The following is an 18,597-nucleotide window of genomic DNA, read 5'->3' on the forward strand; positions in this document are numbered from 1 at the left end:
CTCAGCGCAACCGCGCCACCAAGTAATCGGCCAGATCGTCCAGCATCTGCCGCAGCTCACTTTCCGGCAGGATCTGCAGGCGCTCGCGCCCGCGATCGGCCCACTCGAGGGCTGCGGCGCGGGTCTCTTCCAGCGCCCCGGTCGCCTTCAGCAACTCCAACGCATGCTCCAGATCGCCCTCGCGCTGATCGCCCTTGTCGATGGTGCGGGTCCAGAAAGCGCGGGCCTCGCCGTCGGCCTTGGCCAGCGCCTTGATCAGCGGCAGCGTCAGCTTGCGCTCGCGGAAATCGTCGCCCACGTTCTTGCCCATCGTCTTGGCATCGCTGAGATAATCCAGCAGATCGTCGACCACCTGGAAGGCGATCCCGAGGCTCTCGCCGTAATCGTGCAGCGCCGCGATCTGTTCCTCCGGCGCGCCGGCCAGAACCGCGCCCGCCTCGGTCGCCGCCGAGAACAGAGCCGCCGTCTTGCCGCGCACCACCTTGTAATAGGTGTCCTCGGTCGTGTTCAGGTCTTCGGCCGCCGAGAGCTGCAGCACCTCGCCTTCGGTGATGACGGCGGAGGCGTTCGACAGGATAGACAGAACCCGCAGGTTGTCTGTATCCGTCATCAGCTGGAACGACCGCGCGAAGAGGTAATCGCCAACCAGCACGCTCGACTTGTTGTCCCAGAGCAGGTTCGCGGTCGGGCGGCCCCGGCGCTGCTTGCTCTCGTCGACCACATCGTCATGCAGCAGCGTTGCGGTATGGATGAATTCGACCGCCGCGGCGAGGTTGTGGTGCAGATTGCCCTCGTAGCCGCACAGCCGTGCCGCCGCCACCGTTAGCATCGGCCGCAGCCGCTTGCCGCCCGCGCCGACCAGATGGGCGGTCACTTCGGGGATGCGCGGCGCGTTCTCCGAGGCCATGCGCTCGGCGATCAGCGCATCCACCGCCGCCATGTCGTCGGCCAAGGCTTCCGCGAGCCGGTCATGCGGTTTCGCTGTGTTGTCGGGCTTGTCGTCGAGGCTCATGTTCATCCCTTCGATCTGCCTCATCTCGACAGCCCTAGCAAGGGGCCGTAAGTGAGGGATATGAAAGAGCTACTGCGCAGCACGGACCCGGTGAAACTGGCCATGGCGACCGCCCTTCTCGAGGGCGAGGGTATAAGCACGTTTCAACTCGACGTCCATACGAGCGTGCTGGAAGGCTCGCTTGGGATTCTCCCGCGCCGCCTGATGGTGCGTGACAGCGACATGTTCATGGCGCAGGCGGTGCTGCGCGATAACGAGATAAAATCGGATTGAGCGCATGGATCGGTTCGCGCCCGAAGATCTGACAGTCGATGGCTTTCTCGGCGGGCGGTTGCGGATCGCCCAGCCGCGCGCGGGCTACCGCGCCGCGATGGACCCGGTCCTGCTGGCGGCGGCCTGTCCAGCGCAAGCGAGTCAGTCGGTTCTCGAGCTCGGCTGCGGGGCAGGGGTGGCGAGCCTGTGTCTTGGCTGGCGGGTGCCGGGGCTTGCGCAAAGCGGGCTGGAACTGCAGCCCGCCTATGCCGATCTCGCCCGGCGCAACGCGGCGGATAACGGGATCGCGCTCGAGGTGATCGAAGGCGATCTGGCGCAGATGCCCGCCGAATTGCGGGCGCGCAGTTTCGATCACGTCATCGCCAATCCGCCCTATTTCAGCCCCGAAGACGGGACGCCCGCCGCCGATCCCGGTCGCGAGCGCGCGCAGCGGGAGGCGACGCCGATCAGCGCATGGCTCGACGCGGGGTTGCGGCGTCTCAAGCCCGAGGGGCGGATCACGCTCATCCAGCAGGCCGACCGGCTGGCAGACCTTCTGGCGGGGCTCCAGGGGCGCGCGGGCGCGATCACCGTCCTGCCGATCGCGCCGCGGTTGGGGCGCCCGGCGCGGCGGGTGATCGTGACGGCGCGCAAGGGGGTGCGAACGCCGCTGCAGCTTCTCGCGCCGCTGATCTTGCACGCGGCGCCGATGCATTCACACGATGCGGAGGATTTGACGGATATTGCGCGCGAAATTCTGCGCGAAGGTCAAAAATTGCCTATTCCTCGTTAGTGCTTTCGCAAGATTTCGCGAAAATGATGGAGATGCCCCGTCACTATACGACATTTCCGTGACACGACTCAAAAGCTGTGCTGCAATCGACGGGCTGACAACTGGAGAGGAGACTGCCATGTCGCTTGGTTCGCATATCACCGAACTTCGCAAGAAACATGAGGCTCTGTCGATGGAGGTAGAGCGCGCTGCGCGCAGACCCGGCGTCGACGATCTTGAAATCGCTCAGATGAAAAGGCAAAAACTTCGGCTGAAAGAGGAAATCCGCCGCCTCGAAACGGCCTGAGGGCCCTCCCACGAGTTTAACCGGGCCGTCCTTTGGGCGGCCCGTGTCATTATAACGGGGCCGTTCGAGAGGGCGCCTACTCAGGCCGAACCTTTCCGCGGTATCTCTTGCCCGGTCATGTCCGGCGGAGGGGGCGAGGCGCGCCGACCCCGACCGCCAAGCGCCGCCAGCCCCGCGCCCCCGGCGATCATCGCTGCCGCAATCAGCAGGGTCGGGCGCGCGCTCGCGATCCCTACGGCGACCAGCACCAGCGTCGAGACCAGCGGTGCCGCATAGGAGGCCGTGCCTAGCAGCTGAATATCGCCGCGCTTCACGCCAAGATCCCATGTGTAGAAAGCGAGCCCGACGGGCCCCAGTCCCAAGCCGATCACCGAGGCCCAGCCGACCGCGCTTTGTGGCCAGATCGTTGGCTCCAGCGCCAGATGGGCGACGGCGGACAGCGCTGCGCTCGCCAGACAATAGACCGCGACCGCCGCCGTCGGCACCGCGCCGAAGCGCCGCGACAGCAGCGAATAGCTCGACCATGTCAGCGCGCAAATCAGCGCCAGCCCATAGCCGGGCAGCGCCTCCGGATCGGCGGAAATCCCGCCTCCCAGGATCAGCGCGGCGCCCCCGAAGGCCAGTACCGCGCCCGCGACATGCCAAAGGGTCAGCCGCTCGCCGGGCAGCAGCCCGGAAAACAGCACGATCAGCAACGGCCAGAGATAGGCAATTAGCCCGGCCTCGGCCGGAGGCGCGAGACGTAGCGCCGAGAAATACAGGAAATGATATCCGAAAAGCCCCGCGGTTCCGGCGAGATAGACCTTCCACGAGACATGCCGCAGTTGCCCTAGCGCGCCGGTCGCGAACAGCCAGATTATGCCCACCGCGCCGCCAAGGGCGAAGCACAGCGCGTTCAGCATCAGGGGCGGCACCGGATCCGATCCCACGGTGAACAGCGCCAGAAGCGCCCACAGCAACACTGCCGTGAACCCGATCGAAGTGGCTTTGCCGCGCGTCATCCTGCCCCCGCCAAAACAAAGAGGCCCGCAAAATGCGGGCCCCCGTCGAGAATGCCAAGAGGCGAAATCAGATGAAATACTGACCGCCATTCGCGGTGATCGTCGAGCCGGTGATGAAGCCCGCATCGTCGGAGACGAGGAACACCACGCAGCGCGCGATCTCTTCGGGCTCGCCCAGACGCCCGACCGGGATCTGGCCGATGATCGACTCACGCACCTTCTCCGGCACCGCCATGACCATTTCGGTTGCGATATAGCCGGGGCAGATCGCGTTCACCGTGATGCCTGCGCGGGCGCCTTCCTGCGCCAGAGCTTTGGTGAAACCCAGATCGCCCGCCTTCGCTGCCGAGTAGTTCGCCTGCGCGAACTGGCCCTTCTGGCCGTTGATCGAGGAGATGTTCACGACGCGGCCAAACTTGCGCTCGCGCATCTTCGTCCAGAGCGGATGAGTCATGTTGAAGATGCCGCTGAGGTTGGTGTCGATCACCTCGCTCCACTGCTCGCGGGTCATCTTGTGGAAGGGCGCGTCACGCGTGATGCCGGCGTTGTTGATCAAAACGTCGATCGGGCCGACTTCGGATTCGATCTGCTCGATGCCCGCCGCGCAGGCGTCGTAATCGGCGACCGACCACTTGTAGGTCTTGATCCCCGTTTCCTCGGTGAACTTGGCCGCAGCCTCGTCATTGCCGGCATAGTTCGCGACGACCGTGTAGCCCGCCGCCTGAAGCGCCTTCGAGATCGCCGCGCCAATGCCGCGCGATCCGCCGGTGACCAATGCAACTCTCGACATGATTCCTCCTCCAATGGATTGCCCCTTGAAACGCTGTTACCGAAAATGACAAGAGCGCGCAACAAAGTTGCGCGCTCTTTTTGCAGATGCAGCATTTTTTTGCCGTTAGAGGCCTTCAATACACATTGCGACGCCCATGCCGCCGCCGATGCAGAGCGTGGCGAGGCCTTTTTTCGCGCCTTGGCGCTTCATCTCGAAGAGCAGGGTGTTGAGGATTCGCGCGCCGCTTGCGCCGATCGGGTGGCCGATGGCGATGGCGCCGCCGTTGACGTTCACCTTGCTGACATCCCAGCCCATATCCTTGTTCACGGCGCAAGCCTGCGCCGCGAAGGCTTCGTTTGCCTCGATCAGGTCGAGATCGGAGGCTTTCCAGCCCGCTTTTTCCAGCGCTTTGCGAGAGGAGGGGATCGGACCGCAGCCCATGATCGACGGGTCGAGGCCGGCGGTCGCGTAGGACGCGATGCGGGCCAGCGGCGTGAGGCCGCGCTTCTCGGCCTCTTCTTCCGACATCAACAGCACTGCTGCCGCGCCGTCGTTGATGCCGCTCGCGTTGCCCGCGGTCACCGAGCCGTCCTTGGTGAAGGCGGGGCGCAGCTTCTGCATGTTCTCGATGGTCGCGCCGTGGCGGATATATTCGTCCTGATCCACGACGATGTCGCCCTTGCGCGTCTTCACGGTGAAGGGTGCGATCTCGTCGGCGAACTTACCCGCCTTCTGCGCGGCTTCCGCCTTGTTCTGCGAGGCGAGCGCGAATTCGTCCTGCTGCTCGCGCGAAATCTGCCACTGGGTCGCGACATTCTCGGCGGTCTGGCCCATGTGGTAGCCGTTGAACGCGTCCCACAGCCCGTCCTTGATCATCGAGTCGATCATCTTCATGTCGCCCATCTTCTGGCCCGCGCGCAGATGCGCGACATGGGGGCTGAGCGACATGCTTTCCTGACCGCCGGCTACGACGATATCGGCATCGCCGCACATGATATGCTGGGCGCCGAGCGCAACGGTACGCAGGCCCGAGCCGCAGACCTGGTTGATGGACCAGGCGGCGCTTTCGATCGGCAGGCCCGCGTTGATATGGGCTTGGCGGGCGGGGTTCTGGCCTTGGCCCGCGGTCAGCACCTGACCGAGGATCGTTTCGGACACATCGGACTTCTCGATCCCGGCGCGGGCGACGACGGCCTCGATCACGGCGGCGCCGAGGTCATGTGCGGGCGTATTGGCGAACGCGCCCAAAAACGAGCCGACGGGCGTGCGCGCGGCCGAGACGATGACGACATTGGTCATGGGATCCTCCTCATCACTTAAGCGGGCGCGAAAGCGCGTCCGTTCTGCTGCTGCGCAGCATGGCGGATGGAGGCGAGAGGTCAAGCTTAATCCCGTCGCTCGGGAAATTGTTAGCGCAAGTTTATTGCGCTTTCGCCGGGGTCATGCGCGCCTCCTCTGCGGCTCGGGCGTCTGGCTCCACGGAGGGTGGATCGTCGGCGCGCCAAAGTAATAGCCCTGCATGCAATCGATGCCGAGGCTCGCCAGATATTCGGCATCCTCCAGCGACTCGACCGCTTCGGCGATCGTGAACATCTCAAAATGGCGCGCTACATCGAGCAGCGATTTCGTCAACGCCTGATTGTCCGGATCGCGGGAGATGCCGCGAATGAACTGACCGTCGACCTTGATGATGTCGAAGTAGAAATCCCTAAGGTAGCGGAAGGAGGTGTAGCCCGCCCCGAAATCGTCGAGCGCGAAACTGACACCTCGGGCCTGCAGGTCCTCCATGAAGATGCTGACCAGCTCAGGCATTTCCATGGCCGAGCTTTCGGTAATTTCGAGTATGAGGCGATCGGCGACCGTTTCATCGATTGCGAGGCAGCGATTAAGCACCTTGGTCCAGGGCGCGTAGCCGATAGAGCGCGCCGACATGTTGACCGAAAGGCGCAGATCCGGTTGCCCGAGAAGCGCCTTTAAACCGAGTTCGAGCGAGAGGCAGTCGAGCTTTCGCCCGACCTCCGTGCGTTCGATCGCGTCCATGAAATCTTTGGCCGGGATAATCCGCCCGCGGTCGTCGAGCACACGGATCAGCCCTTCATAGAAGGCAGGACGGTCGGGACGACAGGTTTGGATTACGGGTTGAAAGGCCAGCATGACGTCGTGCCTATCGATCGCCGCGTGCACCATGGCAATGGACTGTCGTCTTTGCTCCGCAGCCGCGAAGCTCAGTGGGCTGTCTTCGTCACGATGCACGGGCATGGCTTTCGCGTTTCGAATCGTCATGTGCCCCTCCTTCACCTTCGCAACAAGCATCCCCGCAAGCGCCTAAGAAGCGGTAAAGAGGGGGAAAGGCATCGGACTCGTGGTTAACAAAAAATTCTTCTGCAGCGTTAAGCCGTTCGTAACCGCCGGTTGCCTAGGGTGAGTCTTGATGGAACAGAATGGGCGATAACGACAATGGGGCAGCCGGAAATGCGCGGCACCAGCGAGGTGCCTTTCGCGCTGGAAGAATTGTTCTACTCGCGCACCGACACGCGCGGTGTGATCCAATCGGGTAACGAAATTTTTCGCCGCACCGCGGGCTTCGAGTGGTCCGAGATGATCGGTGCCCCGCATAAGATCGTGCGCCACCCCGATACGCCGCGCGCGGTGTTCCGGGTGCTGTGGGATGCGATCAAAGAGGGCTATCCCATGGGCGCCTATGTGAAAAACAGGGCGAAAGGTGGCGGTTGGTACTGGGTGTTTGCGGTCGTCATGCCGATCGAGAGCGGTTATGTTTCCGTCCGGCTGAAGCCGACGAGCGACCTCTCCGATCGGATTCATTCATTCTATCGCGAGCTCTCTGCGCGCGAGCGGGCAGAGGCCCTCGACCCGGGGGAGAGCGCGGGTCTGCTGCGCGATTTCGCAGAGCGTGGCGTCTACTCCAACTACACGGCCTTCATGGCCTATGCCCTGGCGCTTGAACTGACCGAACGGGATCGCCGCCTCGGTCGAACTGCCGATGAGAATACGCGGATGCTGGCCGAGTTGAACACCGCGATGGGACGGCTAACGAAGGAACAATTCGGACTTTTGCGCAGTTTCGAGGCGCTGCAATCCGTGCCCAACAATATGCGGATTGTCGCTTCGCGGTTGGAACCATCCGGGGGGCCTGTGTCCGCAATCTCGGAAAATTACAAAGCCTCGTCTGCCGTTATATCGGAACGGCTGCGCAAATTCGTCGCCGGCCGCGACAATCTTTGTGGCCAGATGGCCTACCAGGTTGCGCGCGCCGTGTTCCAACTAGGATGCGCTCGTGTCCTCAACGAGATGAGCGAAAATTTCATGGGCGAAGAGGCGCAGCCTAGCCAACCTCGCGAAGGTCATACCCGAGACGAGGAGCGCACATTGCTTCAGTCTCTCGTCGTCAGGGGCACTGCCGATGCGAATGCCGCGATGCGCCAAGCGGCAGAACTCGCTGACGATATGATGGACCAAAGTCGAGATCTTCGTCGCCAGTTGCTCGGGCTCGACACGATCCGGGTTCTCGGGCGGGTCGAGTGCGGGCGCATGCGGGATACCAACGGTGGGCTCGCGGCCACAATAGACCAGCTCGACAGCTTCCATGACGACATCAAGGGACGGCTCGAGGCTATCCTTTCTCTATCCGAAGAGATCGAGCATTGGCTAGGGCGCTACCTCCGAGCCGAAAGAACCGCGGCATGAGCGTGTCTCAGGGCTTATGGCTGTGCTATCACGGCCATGAGGCGCCCAGAGCCTTGTGGCATTAGCAGTGCCACATCGCTCAAAGAAAATAAGCGAGGTTTCGCGAAGCGCGGAGCCCACGGGGCGTCATCGGGTGTCCGAACGCATGCGCCATATGAAGTGGAATGCGAAGTACAGTATATGCGAAGTACAGTATAAATGCGCAGCACAGCATCTACGAGGATACCGCGATGGCGCAGCGGTTCGCCTTAAACCACACGCGTCACGGCGTCATCGCGCCTCAATCCTCGTCGATCAATGCCTGAATGACCTTCTTCGCCTCGGGCGAATCCCATTCCGCCCCGCCGATCATTCGTGCAACCTCGTGGCCGTTCTTGTCGACCAGAACCGAAACCGGCAGTCCCAGCACTCCCATCGCGCGGGCGGCGAAATTGGCGTCGTCGTGGAAACGGGGCAAGACGTCTATGCCTTCCTTGTCGAAGAAGGCGGCGACTTTCTCGGGCGAGTTCGATCCGCCCGTGGCGATCGTCATCACCTGAAATCCATCTTCGCCGAACTCTTTTTGCAGCGCATTCAGCGAAGGCATCTCCTCGCGGCAGGGCGGACACCACGTCGCCCAGAAATTGATCAGCACAACCTTGCCTTCGAAATCTTTCATCGAATGCTCGTCGCCGCCTTCATCGGTCACCGTGAAGGGCGGCAGCGGCAGCGGTTCGTCATAGGTAACGAGGGATTCCATCTGCCCCGATTTCACCGCATCGAGATCCGCAGCCTGCGCAACATTTGCACCCAGCGCCAGCGCCGTATAAAGGACGAGAAACCGTAACATATAGCCTCCTAGCAAGGGCCTTCGACCATGACCGATCAGACCGACGAGAACAAGTCCTCCAACGCGATGTGGGGCGGGCGTTTCGCCGCGGGACCTGATGCGATCATGGAGGCGATCAACGCCTCGATCGGGTATGATCAGCGGCTCTACGCGCAGGACATTCACGGCAGCCGGGCCCACGCCGCGATGCTCGCTGCGCAGGGCATCATCAGCGACAAGGATGCCGAGGCGATCGGGGAAGGTTTGCTCACCGTCTTGTCCGAGATCGAAGCGGGCGGCTTTCCGTTCTCTACCGCGCTCGAAGACATCCACATGAATGTCGAGGCGCGGCTGAAAGAGGTCATTGGCGAACCGGCGGGGCGGCTGCACACGGCGCGGTCGCGCAACGATCAGGTCGCGACCGATTTCCGCCTCTGGGTGCGCGAACAATGCGACGCCGCGATCTCGGGTCTCGACACGCTGATCCGCGCCGCGCTGACCCGGGCCGAGGAAGGCGCCGATTGGGTCATGCCCGGCTTCACCCATCTGCAGACCGCGCAGCCGGTGACTTTTGGCCACCACATGATGGCCTATGTCGAGATGTTCGCGCGCGACAAATCCCGGTTCATTGATGCGCGCAAACGGATGAACGAATCTCCTCTAGGGGCGGCGGCGCTTGCTGGCACAGGTTTCCCCATCGACCGTCATGCCACGGCCGAGGCGCTCGGTTTCGATCGGCCGATGGCGAACTCGCTCGACGCGGTGTCGGACCGCGATTTCGCGCTGGAGTTCCTGTCGGCCTCTGCGATTTGCGCGGTGCACATGTCGCGCCTTGCCGAAGAACTGGTGATCTGGTCCTCCGCGCAGTTCCGTTTCGTCGCGATGTCGGACAAGTGGTCGACGGGCTCGTCGATCATGCCGCAAAAACGCAACCCGGACGCGGCAGAACTGATCCGCGCCAAAATCGGACGCATCCTCGGGGCGTCGGTCGCGCTGTTCACCGTGATGAAAGGGCTGCCGCTCGCCTATTCCAAGGATATGCAGGAAGACAAGGAACAGGTCTTCGACGCCGCCGACAACCTGATGCTCGCGCTCGCCGCGATGGCCGGGATGATCGGCGACATGACCGTCAATGCCGACAAGCTGGAGGCCGCGGCCTCGGGCGGGTTCTCCACCGCGACTGATCTGGCCGACTGGCTGGTGCGCGAGGCGGGGCTACCGTTCCGTGACGCTCACCATGTCACCGGTTCGCTGGTCGCGATGGCCGAGGAGCGGGGCTGCGATCTGCCCGATCTGAGCCTCGAGCAGATGCAATCGGTCAACCCGGCGATCACCGAGAGCGTGTTCGACGTGCTCGGGGTTCACAACTCGGTCGCCTCGCGTCAGTCTTACGGGGGCACCGCGCCCGATCAGGTGCGCGCGCAGGTCGCCCGCTGGAAGGAACTGCTTGGATGAACTTCGCGGTCCCTTTCGTGCTGATCGGCCTTCTTGGCGGCTGCGCCGCCGACCCGGCCTTGCATACGCATGTCGGCATCAATCGTGACGGCATCAAAGTCTATCCCGCCGCGACGGCGCGTGTCGGCATCATGACCCTGTCGGTGACTCCATGACCAAGACCCTGACCCTCGCCCTGACGCTTCTTCTTTCGCTCGCTGCCTGCGGTGTCGACGGCCCGCCCGTTCCTCCGTCCGAGGCGGACAGCGCGCAATCCCAGCAGGCTTCGGCCCAGTAATCGAGACCTCTCATGGATCATTTCCTTTATCGCGACGGCGTCCTTCATGCAGAGGATGTGCCGATCCCCGAGATTGCGGCGGCCGTGGGCACGCCGTTCTACGTCTATTCGACCGCCACGCTGGAGAGGCATTTCAAGCTGTTCGAAGAGGCGCTTGGCTGGACCGAACACCTGATCTGCTTCGCGATCAAGTCGAACTCGAACCTCGCCGTACTGAAGGTGCTGGGCGATCTCGGCGCGGGGATGGACGTGGTTTCGGGCGGTGAATATCGCCGTGCGCGGGCGGCTGGCGTGCCGGGCGAGCGGGTGGTGTTCTCGGGCGTGGGCAAGACCCGCGAGGAGATCGCCTACGTTCTCGAAAACGGCATCCGCCAGTTCAATGTCGAATCCGAGCCGGAGCTACTGGCGATTTCCGAGATTGCCGCGTCGATGGGCGTGACCGCGCCGATCGCGCTGCGGGTGAACCCGGATGTCGACGCGAAGACCCATGAGAAGATCGCGACCGGGAAATCCGAGAACAAGTTCGGCATCCCGATCGCCAAGGCGCGCGCGGTCTATGCCGAGGCTGCGAAGCTGCCGGGCATCGATGTCGTCGGCATCGATGTGCATATCGGCTCGCAGCTGACCGATCTGGAGCCGTTCGAGGCGGCTTTTCTGAAGGTCCGCGAACTGACCGAGACGTTGCGCGCGGATGGCCATGATATCCGTCGGCTGGACCTCGGTGGCGGCTTGGGCATTCCCTATGAGCGCTCTAACTCCGCGCCGCCGCTGCCCATCGAATACGGGCAGGTGATCCAGCGCACCGTGGGCGATCTGGGCTGCGAGATCGAAATCGAACCGGGCCGCCTGATCTCGGGCAATGCCGGGCTGCTGGTCTCCTCGGTGATCTGGCTGAAAGAGGGCGAGGGACGCGATTTCCTCATTCTCGACGCAGCGATGAACGACCTCGTGCGGCCCTCGATGTATGGCGCCTATCACGATATTGTCCCGGTGCTCGAACCAGAGCCGGGCACCGACTCCGCGCCTTACGACATCGTCGGCCCGGTATGCGAGACCGGCGACACCTTCGCCAAGGCGCGCAACCTGACACCGCTGGGCCCGGGCGATCTGGTCGCCTTCCGCTCGGCGGGGGCCTACGGCGCGGTCATGTCGTCGGAATACAATTCCCGCCCGCTGATCCCCGAGGTTCTGGTGCGGGGGGGCGAATTCGCTCTCATTCGTGCAAGACCGAGCTTTGAGGAAATGCTCTCCCGCGATACGATCCCGGAGTGGCTCTGATCCGTAGGAAGGGAATCAGGGCCGACGGATAGGGAGAGAATGCCGGTCAGGAGCTGGTTCAGCAAAGCTTCGCGCGATACCGCGACGAAGGAGGACGGGCAGGCCGCTCTGGCCCCGCTCGCCCAGCCTATTTTGCTGACCCATGCCGGGATGATCCTCGAGCGAGGGCTGGCCGCCTTCTGGCCGCTTCTCTCCGTTCTCGCGCTGATCGCCACCGCCATCGCCTTCGCGCTGCCCGCCTATCTGGGGCCGGGCGGGCGCTGGTTCTGGCTGGTCGCGCTGATCGCGTCGCTCGTGGCTTTGGGCTGGGGCGCGTGGCGGATGCGTTGGCCGCGCCGGACCGATGCGATCGCGCGTCTCGATGCGACGTTGCCGGGCCGGCCACTTTCCGCGCTGACCGACGAAATGGCGCTGGGGCAGAACGATCCCGCAGCCCGCGCGCTCTGGATGGCGCATCTGCGGCGCATGGCGAAAGCCGCGCAGGCCGCCCGCGCGCCGCGACCGAAACCCGATCTCGCCCGCCGTGATCCTTATGCGCTGCGTTTGACTGCGCTCACGGCCTTGGTCGTCGCGGTGATCTTCGGGGTGCCGCAGCGACTGTTGCATCCGACCGAGGGGCTGCCGACGCCTGCAGGCTCTGCCGAGGCCGCGATGGGACCGAGCTGGGAAGGCTGGGCCGCGCCGCCGCGCTATACCGGCAAGCCAGGGCTCTATCTGAACAAGGTCGAGGGCGACGAACTGATCGTGCCCGAGGGCACCCGTTTCTCGATCCGGCTGTACGGCTCGTCCGGCGCGATCGGCTTCTCCGAGAGCGTTTCGAATCCGGCCGCGCTGCCCGAACAGGGTGCGGCGCAGACCGCCAGCGGCATCGAGACCCACGAATTCGAAGCGGTCCGCGACGGGCTTTTGGAGTTCAAGGGCCCCGCCGCGCGCCGCTTCAACGTGGTGGTGCGCCCCGACGAGGCGCCCTCGGTCGCGCTGGCCGGTACCCCCGACCGCCGCGCCGATGGTAAGCTGAGCCTGCCCTTCACCGCGCAGGACGACTACGCCGTGACCAAGGGCCATGCGGTGATCTCGCTCGATCTGGCGAAGGTCGATCGCCGTTACGGCCTGGAGATCCCGCCCGAGCCGCGAGACGATCTGATCTATGATCTGCCGCTGCCGATTTCCGGCTCGCGCGCCGATTTCACCGAGAGCCTTGTCGAGGATGCCGCGAAGCATCCTTGGGCGAACCTGCCGGTGAAGCTTACGCTCGATGTCGAGGACGGGCGCGGCCAGACCGGCACCTCCGGCACGCAGGAAATCATCCTGCCCGGCAAGCGCTTCTTCGACCCGCTCGCCGCCGCGCTGATTGAGGTGCGCCGCGATCTGCTGTGGTCGCGCGACAACCGCGGCTATGCCGATCAGCTTCTCCGCGCGATCTCGAACCGGCACGAGGGCTTCATCAAGCGCGAGGAGGTGTATCTGATGATCCGCCTCGTGATCGGGCGGCTCGACGATCCCGACCTGTCCCCCGAGGCCCGCGACGAGATCGCCGAGGCGCTGTGGAAGATGGCGGAGCTTGTCGAAGATGGCGGCTTGGCCGATGCGTTGGCCGCGATGCAGAAGGCGCAGGAGAAGCTTTCCGAAGCGATCCGCAACGGGGCCTCCAAGGACGAAATCGCCAAGCTCATGCAGGAGCTGAAACAGGCCACCGACAATTACATCCGCATGCTCGCCGAACGCTCGCAACAGCAGGATCAGGGTCCGCAATTTGGGCAGCAGCCGCAGCAGGGCCAGCAGATAACCGGCGACCAGATCCAGCAGATGATGGACCAGATCCAGAAGCTGATGGAGGAAGGCCGGATGGCCGAGGCGCAGGAATTGCTCGATCAGCTCTCGCGGATGATGGAGAACCTCAAGGTCCAGCAGGGCCAGAACGGTCAGGGCGACATGCCCGGCGGTCAGGCCATGCGCGACATGCAGGACACCTTGCGCAAGCAGCAGGAGCTTTCGGACGACGCGTTCCGCGACCTGCAGGACCAGTTCATGACCCCGGAGGAGCGCCAGCAGCAGGCCGAGAACGGTCAGCAGGGCCAACAAGGTCAGCAAGGGCAACAGGGTCAGCAGCAAGGTCAGCAGGGGCAACAAGGCCAGCACGGTGAGCAAGGCCAACAAGGTCAGGGCCAGCAGCCCGGCCAAGGCCAGGACGGACAAGCGCAGCGCGACGGCCAGGGGCAGGGCGACCAGCCCGGCATGAACGGCGGGCAGGGCGGTATGGACGGCCAGAGCCTCGCGGATCGCCAACGTGCGCTCCGCCGCGAACTCGACCGCCAGCGCGGGCTGCTGCCGGGCTTTGGCAACGAGGCGGGCCAGCAGGCCGAGAAGCGTTTCGACGACGCCGGGCGCGCGATGGATCAGGCCGAGCAGGCCCTGCGCCAGGGCGACAATTCGGCGGCGATCGACCGTCAGGCCGACGCGATCGAGGCGCTGCGCGAAGGGATGCGCGCGTTGGGCGAGGCGATGCGCAACGAACAGGCGCGCCGCGACGGTCAGCAGCCCGGCCAGCAGGGCAATCAGCAGGCGGGCCAACCTGGACAACTCGGTGGGCGCGAAATGCCACGCGATCCGCTGGGCCGGGCGCAGGGCGAGGGCAACCAGCTCGGCACGGATCGTCAGATGCTCAACGGCGAGGATGTCTATCGCCGGGCGCAGGACCTGCTCGATGAAATCCGGCGCCGCTCGGCCGATCGTCTGCGCCCCGAGGAAGAACTGGATTACCTCAAGCGGCTGCTCGATCAGTTCTCGAATGCGGGCTGATGCCGGGCGCGCATAAGTTCAACTTATGCGCGGCGTCGAAATATTAGGAAAACTTATTCGGTGAAGCCGTCCGAGGCCGTCTCTGGCGAGAGGCGATGGGTGAGGATCTGGAGCTGGTCGTCGAGCCAGATGCGCCCCTCGTCCACCGCGACGACATATTGCGTCAGCGGCGATTTCAGCGCCGGGAACTTCGCTGCGATGTCCGGCGCGAAAGCATAGAGCAGCGCCAAGACCGCAGTCACGGCCATCACGAAGATGAAGCCCCGGCTGAAGCCAGAGCGACGGCGGCGCGCCATCTCCGGCGAGAATTCGGCGACGCTGTCGCCTTCGCGATCGGAGGTCGCGGTGAGGGTCGAATTGATCTCGTCGATATCGGGCAGGCGTTCGCGCCCGCGGATCGTCTGCAGGTCCTCATCGTCCTCGCCGAGCAGGTCGGCCACGCGATCTTCTTCGCGCTCGGCGTCGGGATCGCGGAGGTCGGAAAAATCCTGTGCGCGTTTGCGACGGCGCGCCAGATCGGCGGCGGCGGCCTCTGCGGCGCGTTCAGCATCTTCGCTGGTTTCGCGTTCTTCGAGGTTCAGCTCCTCTTGCGTCTGCAATTCGCTCGAGCCTTCGGCGCGGCGCTGCGCGGCTTCGCGCTCGGCCTCTTCGCGCAGGATCGACAGGAGCCCGTCATCGAGCGGTTTGCGCGGTTTGGCCCCGACGCGCGGGGCGGGGCCTAGGCCCGGCTCGTCCGCGTCATCTTCCTCGACCTCCGGCGCCGCGACCATCGCCGCGACGGCTGCATCGGTATCATCGTCGCTTTGCTGCGTCACCACCGGCTCGGGCTCGGGCAGATGGGTCGCCGTGTCGTGGCTGGGTTGCTGTTCGGGCTCCGGCATCGGCGCGGGCTCGGACGGCTCCTCGGTCGCCTTTGAGGCAACGGGCGCCTCTGTCTCGGCTCGGGAGGTTTCAGGTTCTGAGGCCGTTTCGGTGTCGGGATCCGGATCCCAGCCTGCCGGCGGGGCCGCAGGGCCTGTCGGGTCGCTGTCGGCAGAGAGCATATCCTTGCTCGGCTGGAACCAGCCATGCCCGCAATTGGAGCATTGCACATCCCGTCCGCCGTCTGGGATGACGGCGTCATCCACTTCGTATTGCGCACCGCAATTGGGGCAAACCAACCGCATATTGTCCCATCCCTGCCCGTGTTGGCGTTTTGCCGTTCTGGCCAACCACTGTCTTATGTTGTAGCAAGCGCGGGCGGAATGTCCAAATGATTTGGGCCGCTTAATTCGCGAAACGCGCACCAAATAGAGGGGCTGGCAGTGATCGAGCTGCAAAATGTGGCGATGAGCTATAGCGGGGCGGAGCTATTGAGCGATATGTCCCTGACGCTTGCCCCAGGGTCATTTCATTTTCTCACCGGGCCGTCGGGCGCGGGGAAGACCACATTTCTCAAATTGTGCTACGCGGAGCTGCTGCCGACGGCGGGTCATTTGTCTCTGTTCGGCAAGGATGTGCGCACGATGAGCCGCGACGAAATCGCGGGGCTGCGCCAGCGTATTGGTGTCGTGCACCAGGATTGCCAGTTCCTCGATCACCTCTCGGTGGAAGAAAATGTGGCGCTGCCGATGACGGTCAATCGCCGCACCCCCGACATGACCCAGCTGCGCGAATTGCTGGCGTGGGTCGGGCTGAAGCGGCAGGCGAATGCGCTGCCGCCGCAGCTGTCGGGCGGGGAGCGCCAACGGGTTGCATTGGCGCGGGCCGTCATCATGTCGCCCGACGTGATCCTTGCGGACGAGCCGACGGGGAACCTCGATTGGGAGATGTCGCTGCGGCTGCTGTCTTTGCTGGTCGAGCTGAACAAGATGGGCAAGACGGTGGTGATCGCGACCCACGATCTGAACCTGATCCGGCAGGCGAAGCCGCAGGTCTCGGCGCGGGTGCTGCGGATCGCGAAGCGCCATCTGCATACGGCGGGGGCCGATCTGTGAAGCTGACCATGCTGACATTCGCATCCGAGACCACGGGGCCGGATCGTGTCGTGCCGCCGACCGGGTTTACCGCGCGGCTGACCCTGTTCACGGCCGCCGCGATGGCGTTTCTGGCGGTTTTTGCGCTCGCTCTGTCGCTGGCGACCGGGCGGCTTGCCGATCGCTGGGCGGATAGCCTCGCGCGGTCCGCCACGATCCGCATCTCCGCCCCGCCCGAGCAGATGGATGCGCAGGTTGCCGCCGTGCAGGAGGTGCTGAAAACGACGCCGGGTGTCGCCTCGTCGCGGGTGTTGGGCGATGACGAGATGAAGGGGCTGCTGAAGCCGTGGTTCGGTCCCGATCTGCCGGTGGATGCGTTGCCGTTGCCGAAGCTGATCGCGGTGACCGAGACCGGCGCGGGCGTCGATGCCGAGGGGCTGCGGCTGCGGCTGCAGGCTGAAGCGCCCGGCGCGATCTTCGACGACCATACCCGCTGGCGGCGCCCGCTGGTGGCCGCCGCGCAGCGGATCCGGACGCTGGGGCTGCTCTCGCTGCTGCTGATCTTCGGCGCGATGGCGGGGATGATCACGCTGGCCGCGCAGGCCGCGCTGGCCGCGAATGGTCAGGTGATCGCGACGCTCCGGCTTGTGGGCGCGCGCGACGCCTTCATCGCGCGGGCCTTCGTGCGCCGGTTCACCACGCGCGGACTGATCGGTGCGGTGGCGGGCACGGTGTTGGGGATGCTCGCGGTGGCGCTGCTCCCCTCGACCGAGGCCGCGGGCGGCTTCCTCACCGGCCTGGGCTTTTCCGGGGCCGCATGGCTCTGGCCATTGATCATTCCGCCGATCGCCGCGATCGTGGCCTTTGCCGCCACGCGTTTCGCCGCGCTGCGTATGCTCAGGAGACTTCGCTGATGTCCGATCCTTCGCACCGACCCGGAAAGGTCACGCCGCTGACCCATGTGATGACCGGAATTTACTACGTCCACATTGCGCTCGCGACGGTGCTGATCGGGGCGTGGGGCCTTGTGTTTCAGGTGCTCCCAAAGGGGCGGGACGGGGTGCATCGCGTGGCCGGGATCTGGACGCAGCATCTGTTGACGATGGCGCGCGTCTATCTGGGTTTGCGCTACGAGTTGCGCGGCACGCCGCCGCAGGGCGACTGCATCATCGCGGCCAAGCATCAGAGCTTTTTCGACATCCTTATCCTCGCCAATCACCTGCCGCGCCGGGCTTTCGTGATGAAGAAGGCGCTGTTGAACGTGCCGGTGATGGGCTGGTTCGCGCACAAGGCGGGGTGTATTCCGATCGATCGCTCCAAGGGGTCGGAGGCGATGAAGGTGATGCTTGGGGCGGTCGAAGAGGCGCGTGCGACGCATGGGCTGGGCCAACTGATCATCTATCCCGAGGGCACGCGCGTGCCGCCGGGCGAGAAACGCCGTTACAAGCAGGGCGTGGGGGTGGTGGCGGAGGCCACGAAGCTGCCGGTCGTGCCCGCCGCGACCAATGCCGGGCTGTTCTGGAACAAGCGAGGCTGGCCGATCCGCTCGGGCGTGGCGGTGACCGAGTTCCTGCCGGTGATCGACGCGGCTGGCTCGGCACCACAGACGTTGGCGGCGGTCGAAGCGGTGGTGGAGCCGCGCTCCGATGCGCTCATGGCGGAGGCCGGGTTCGAGCTGCCGAAGCCCTGAGTGGATGCCGGGGGAGGGAGCCTCCGGCGGGGATATTTTAGCCAAGAGGAAGATGTGCGGCGGCGCCGCGAAGCGCGGGCGCGGAACACGTTGGCGTGATCATCCCTCGCGTAGATCGGCGTCGAGGATCGGGTCGATCAGGCCGGGGAAGCGCGCTTCGAGATCGTCCCGGCGCAGGGTGAGAAGGCGGCCGCGGCCGTTCGGATTCGGCTCGTTCCGTATTACGCCGGATTCCCGCAAGACCTTGAGAATATGGGATTTCGTAGATTTCGGAACGCCCGCGCCCGCAGAGCTGCAGGCGGCGGCTTCAAGCGGGCCCTCGCGCAGGTTGCGGGCGATTTCGCGCCGCGCCGGATCACTGAGCGCGAACAGCACTTGCGACAGCGACAGCGAGTCTGCGGGCGGGTGAGGAAGTTCGGGGGGCGTGCTCATGGTTCGATAATACTTGAACCATCGGCTGTGTCGAGTATGTGGAGGTTCAACAATTTTCGAACCTATCGCATCAGGAGACAGC

20 protein-coding genes are annotated in these 18,597 nt (G+C 64.5%); 12 read left to right on the forward strand and 8 right to left on the reverse strand.

What is annotated here, in order from left to right:
- Nucleotide 1: 1 nt before the first annotated feature.
- Entirely contained in the window at nucleotides 2-1,036 is a 1,035-nt protein-coding gene (locus B6V72_RS04190) for a polyprenyl synthetase family protein (RefSeq protein ID WP_240497679.1), read from the reverse strand.
- 36 nt (nucleotides 1,037-1,072) lie between these two features.
- Here B6V72_RS04190 and B6V72_RS04195 point away from each other — a divergent pair, with 36 nt between their 5' ends.
- From B6V72_RS04195 to B6V72_RS04205, 3 genes are all read left to right on the forward strand, one after another.
- Complete coding sequence (locus tag B6V72_RS04195) at nucleotides 1,073-1,285, forward strand: DUF2007 domain-containing protein (RefSeq protein WP_075773958.1); 213 nt, start codon at nucleotides 1,073-1,075, stop codon at nucleotides 1,283-1,285.
- Nucleotides 1,286-1,289: 4 nt separating this feature from the next.
- On the forward strand, nucleotides 1,290-2,057 hold the full coding sequence (locus B6V72_RS04200; RefSeq protein WP_088719539.1) for a methyltransferase: 768 nt from the start codon (nucleotides 1,290-1,292) through the stop codon (nucleotides 2,055-2,057).
- Nucleotides 2,058-2,175: 118 nt separating this feature from the next.
- On the forward strand, nucleotides 2,176-2,343 hold the full coding sequence (locus B6V72_RS04205) for a DUF465 domain-containing protein (RefSeq protein ID WP_075773960.1): 168 nt from the start codon (nucleotides 2,176-2,178) through the stop codon (nucleotides 2,341-2,343).
- An 80-nt stretch (nucleotides 2,344-2,423) separates the two neighbouring features.
- Here B6V72_RS04205 and B6V72_RS04210 read toward each other — a convergent pair whose 3' ends face one another.
- The 4 genes from B6V72_RS04210 to B6V72_RS04225 all read right to left on the reverse strand — a co-directional run bounded on the left by B6V72_RS04210 (nucleotide 2,424) and on the right by B6V72_RS04225 (nucleotide 6,375).
- Nucleotides 2,424-3,344, reverse strand: coding sequence for a DMT family transporter (locus B6V72_RS04210; protein WP_088734804.1), 921 nt, complete (start codon nucleotides 3,342-3,344; stop codon nucleotides 2,424-2,426).
- 67 nt (nucleotides 3,345-3,411) lie between these two features.
- Nucleotides 3,412-4,134: a beta-ketoacyl-ACP reductase gene (locus B6V72_RS04215; RefSeq protein WP_075773961.1), complete on the reverse strand. Its 723-nt coding sequence runs from the start codon at nucleotides 4,132-4,134 to the stop codon at nucleotides 3,412-3,414.
- A gap of 105 nt (nucleotides 4,135-4,239) precedes the next feature.
- Nucleotides 4,240-5,415 (reverse strand): acetyl-CoA C-acetyltransferase, encoded by a 1,176-nt coding sequence (locus B6V72_RS04220; RefSeq protein ID WP_075773962.1) that lies wholly within the window; start codon nucleotides 5,413-5,415, stop codon nucleotides 4,240-4,242.
- A 141-nt stretch (nucleotides 5,416-5,556) separates the two neighbouring features.
- Nucleotides 5,557-6,375, reverse strand: a complete 819-nt coding sequence (locus B6V72_RS04225) for an EAL domain-containing protein (protein WP_088735087.1) — start codon at nucleotides 6,373-6,375, stop codon at nucleotides 5,557-5,559.
- A gap of 198 nt (nucleotides 6,376-6,573) precedes the next feature.
- On the opposite strand from B6V72_RS04225, the gene B6V72_RS04230 reads away from it, so the two are divergent.
- Complete coding sequence (locus B6V72_RS04230) at nucleotides 6,574-7,821, forward strand: PAS domain-containing protein (protein ID WP_088734806.1); 1,248 nt, start codon at nucleotides 6,574-6,576, stop codon at nucleotides 7,819-7,821.
- A 280-nt stretch (nucleotides 7,822-8,101) separates the two neighbouring features.
- Here B6V72_RS04230 and B6V72_RS04235 read toward each other — a convergent pair whose 3' ends face one another.
- Complete coding sequence (locus tag B6V72_RS04235; protein ID WP_088734808.1) at nucleotides 8,102-8,650, reverse strand: TlpA disulfide reductase family protein; 549 nt, start codon at nucleotides 8,648-8,650, stop codon at nucleotides 8,102-8,104.
- Nucleotides 8,651-8,677: 27 nt separating this feature from the next.
- Here B6V72_RS04235 and argH point away from each other — a divergent pair, with 27 nt between their 5' ends.
- From argH to B6V72_RS04250, 5 genes are read left to right on the forward strand one after another with little or no spacing between them, the layout of a single operon-like run.
- Nucleotides 8,678-10,084 (forward strand): argininosuccinate lyase, encoded by a 1,407-nt coding sequence (argH, locus tag B6V72_RS04240; protein WP_088734810.1) that lies wholly within the window; start codon nucleotides 8,678-8,680, stop codon nucleotides 10,082-10,084.
- Entirely contained in the window at nucleotides 10,081-10,239 is a 159-nt protein-coding gene (locus tag B6V72_RS19120; protein ID WP_157771608.1) for a hypothetical protein, read from the forward strand. The genes argH and B6V72_RS19120 overlap by 4 nt, the downstream gene beginning before the upstream one ends.
- Complete coding sequence (locus tag B6V72_RS19480; protein ID WP_255415012.1) at nucleotides 10,236-10,361, forward strand: hypothetical protein; 126 nt, start codon at nucleotides 10,236-10,238, stop codon at nucleotides 10,359-10,361. The genes B6V72_RS19120 and B6V72_RS19480 overlap by 4 nt, the downstream gene beginning before the upstream one ends.
- A 12-nt stretch (nucleotides 10,362-10,373) precedes the next feature.
- Nucleotides 10,374-11,639: a diaminopimelate decarboxylase gene (gene lysA, locus B6V72_RS04245; RefSeq protein WP_088719544.1), complete on the forward strand. Its 1,266-nt coding sequence runs from the start codon at nucleotides 10,374-10,376 to the stop codon at nucleotides 11,637-11,639.
- A gap of 39 nt (nucleotides 11,640-11,678) precedes the next feature.
- A complete protein-coding gene (locus B6V72_RS04250) occupies nucleotides 11,679-14,438 on the forward strand; it encodes a DUF4175 domain-containing protein (RefSeq protein ID WP_240497680.1) in 2,760 nt (919 codons plus the stop codon).
- A 53-nt stretch (nucleotides 14,439-14,491) separates the two neighbouring features.
- On the opposite strand, the gene B6V72_RS04255 is transcribed toward B6V72_RS04250, so the two are convergent.
- On the reverse strand, nucleotides 14,492-15,604 hold the full coding sequence (locus B6V72_RS04255) for a zinc-ribbon domain-containing protein (RefSeq protein ID WP_088734812.1): 1,113 nt from the start codon (nucleotides 15,602-15,604) through the stop codon (nucleotides 14,492-14,494).
- A 138-nt stretch (nucleotides 15,605-15,742) separates the two neighbouring features.
- On the opposite strand from B6V72_RS04255, the gene B6V72_RS04260 reads away from it, so the two are divergent.
- Genes B6V72_RS04260 through B6V72_RS04270 form a run of 3 tightly spaced genes read left to right on the forward strand, consistent with a single transcriptional unit; the run spans nucleotide 15,743 to nucleotide 18,083 of the window.
- Nucleotides 15,743-16,414: an ATP-binding cassette domain-containing protein gene (locus tag B6V72_RS04260; RefSeq protein ID WP_075773969.1), complete on the forward strand. Its 672-nt coding sequence runs from the start codon at nucleotides 15,743-15,745 to the stop codon at nucleotides 16,412-16,414.
- 8 nt (nucleotides 16,415-16,422) lie between these two features.
- Nucleotides 16,423-17,307 carry an FtsX-like permease family protein gene (locus B6V72_RS04265; RefSeq protein ID WP_088722625.1) on the forward strand — a complete coding sequence of 295 codons (885 nt, stop codon included), beginning with the start codon at nucleotides 16,423-16,425 and terminating at the stop codon, nucleotides 17,305-17,307.
- A complete protein-coding gene (locus B6V72_RS04270; RefSeq protein WP_240496944.1) occupies nucleotides 17,307-18,083 on the forward strand; it encodes a lysophospholipid acyltransferase family protein in 777 nt (258 codons plus the stop codon). The genes B6V72_RS04265 and B6V72_RS04270 overlap by 1 nt, the downstream gene beginning before the upstream one ends.
- A gap of 99 nt (nucleotides 18,084-18,182) precedes the next feature.
- Here B6V72_RS04270 and B6V72_RS04275 read toward each other — a convergent pair whose 3' ends face one another.
- Nucleotides 18,183-18,515, reverse strand: a complete 333-nt coding sequence (locus tag B6V72_RS04275) for a helix-turn-helix transcriptional regulator (RefSeq protein ID WP_075773971.1) — start codon at nucleotides 18,513-18,515, stop codon at nucleotides 18,183-18,185.
- Between the last annotated feature and the right edge of the window lie 82 nt (nucleotides 18,516-18,597).

The sequence above is a fragment of the Thioclava sp. F34-6 genome, from assembly GCF_002213235.1.
GTDB classification, from domain to species: Bacteria; Pseudomonadota; Alphaproteobacteria; order Rhodobacterales; family Rhodobacteraceae; genus Thioclava; species Thioclava nitratireducens.

Coding starts and splice junctions, on each gene's coding strand:
- B6V72_RS04190 (WP_240497679.1), bottom strand. CDS start 1,036: ATGAGGCAGATCGAAGGGATGAACATGAGCCTCGACGACAAGCCCGAC.
- B6V72_RS04195 (WP_075773958.1), top strand. CDS start 1,073: ATGAAAGAGCTACTGCGCAGCACGGACCCGGTGAAACTGGCCATGGCG.
- B6V72_RS04200 (WP_088719539.1), top strand. CDS start 1,290: ATGGATCGGTTCGCGCCCGAAGATCTGACAGTCGATGGCTTTCTCGGC.
- B6V72_RS04205 (WP_075773960.1), top strand. CDS start 2,176: ATGTCGCTTGGTTCGCATATCACCGAACTTCGCAAGAAACATGAGGCT.
- B6V72_RS04210 (WP_088734804.1), bottom strand. CDS start 3,344: ATGACGCGCGGCAAAGCCACTTCGATCGGGTTCACGGCAGTGTTGCTG.
- B6V72_RS04215 (WP_075773961.1), bottom strand. CDS start 4,134: ATGTCGAGAGTTGCATTGGTCACCGGCGGATCGCGCGGCATTGGCGCG.
- B6V72_RS04220 (WP_075773962.1), bottom strand. CDS start 5,415: ATGACCAATGTCGTCATCGTCTCGGCCGCGCGCACGCCCGTCGGCTCG.
- B6V72_RS04225 (WP_088735087.1), bottom strand. CDS start 6,375: ATGCCCGTGCATCGTGACGAAGACAGCCCACTGAGCTTCGCGGCTGCG.
- B6V72_RS04230 (WP_088734806.1), top strand. CDS start 6,574: ATGGGGCAGCCGGAAATGCGCGGCACCAGCGAGGTGCCTTTCGCGCTG.
- B6V72_RS04235 (WP_088734808.1), bottom strand. CDS start 8,650: ATGTTACGGTTTCTCGTCCTTTATACGGCGCTGGCGCTGGGTGCAAAT.
- argH (WP_088734810.1), top strand. CDS start 8,678: ATGACCGATCAGACCGACGAGAACAAGTCCTCCAACGCGATGTGGGGC.
- B6V72_RS19120 (WP_157771608.1), top strand. CDS start 10,081: ATGAACTTCGCGGTCCCTTTCGTGCTGATCGGCCTTCTTGGCGGCTGC.
- B6V72_RS19480 (WP_255415012.1), top strand. CDS start 10,236: ATGACCAAGACCCTGACCCTCGCCCTGACGCTTCTTCTTTCGCTCGCT.
- lysA (WP_088719544.1), top strand. CDS start 10,374: ATGGATCATTTCCTTTATCGCGACGGCGTCCTTCATGCAGAGGATGTG.
- B6V72_RS04250 (WP_240497680.1), top strand. CDS start 11,679: ATGCCGGTCAGGAGCTGGTTCAGCAAAGCTTCGCGCGATACCGCGACG.
- B6V72_RS04255 (WP_088734812.1), bottom strand. CDS start 15,604: ATGCGGTTGGTTTGCCCCAATTGCGGTGCGCAATACGAAGTGGATGAC.
- B6V72_RS04265 (WP_088722625.1), top strand. CDS start 16,423: ATGCTGACATTCGCATCCGAGACCACGGGGCCGGATCGTGTCGTGCCG.
- B6V72_RS04270 (WP_240496944.1), top strand. CDS start 17,307: ATGTCCGATCCTTCGCACCGACCCGGAAAGGTCACGCCGCTGACCCAT.
- B6V72_RS04275 (WP_075773971.1), bottom strand. CDS start 18,515: ATGAGCACGCCCCCCGAACTTCCTCACCCGCCCGCAGACTCGCTGTCG.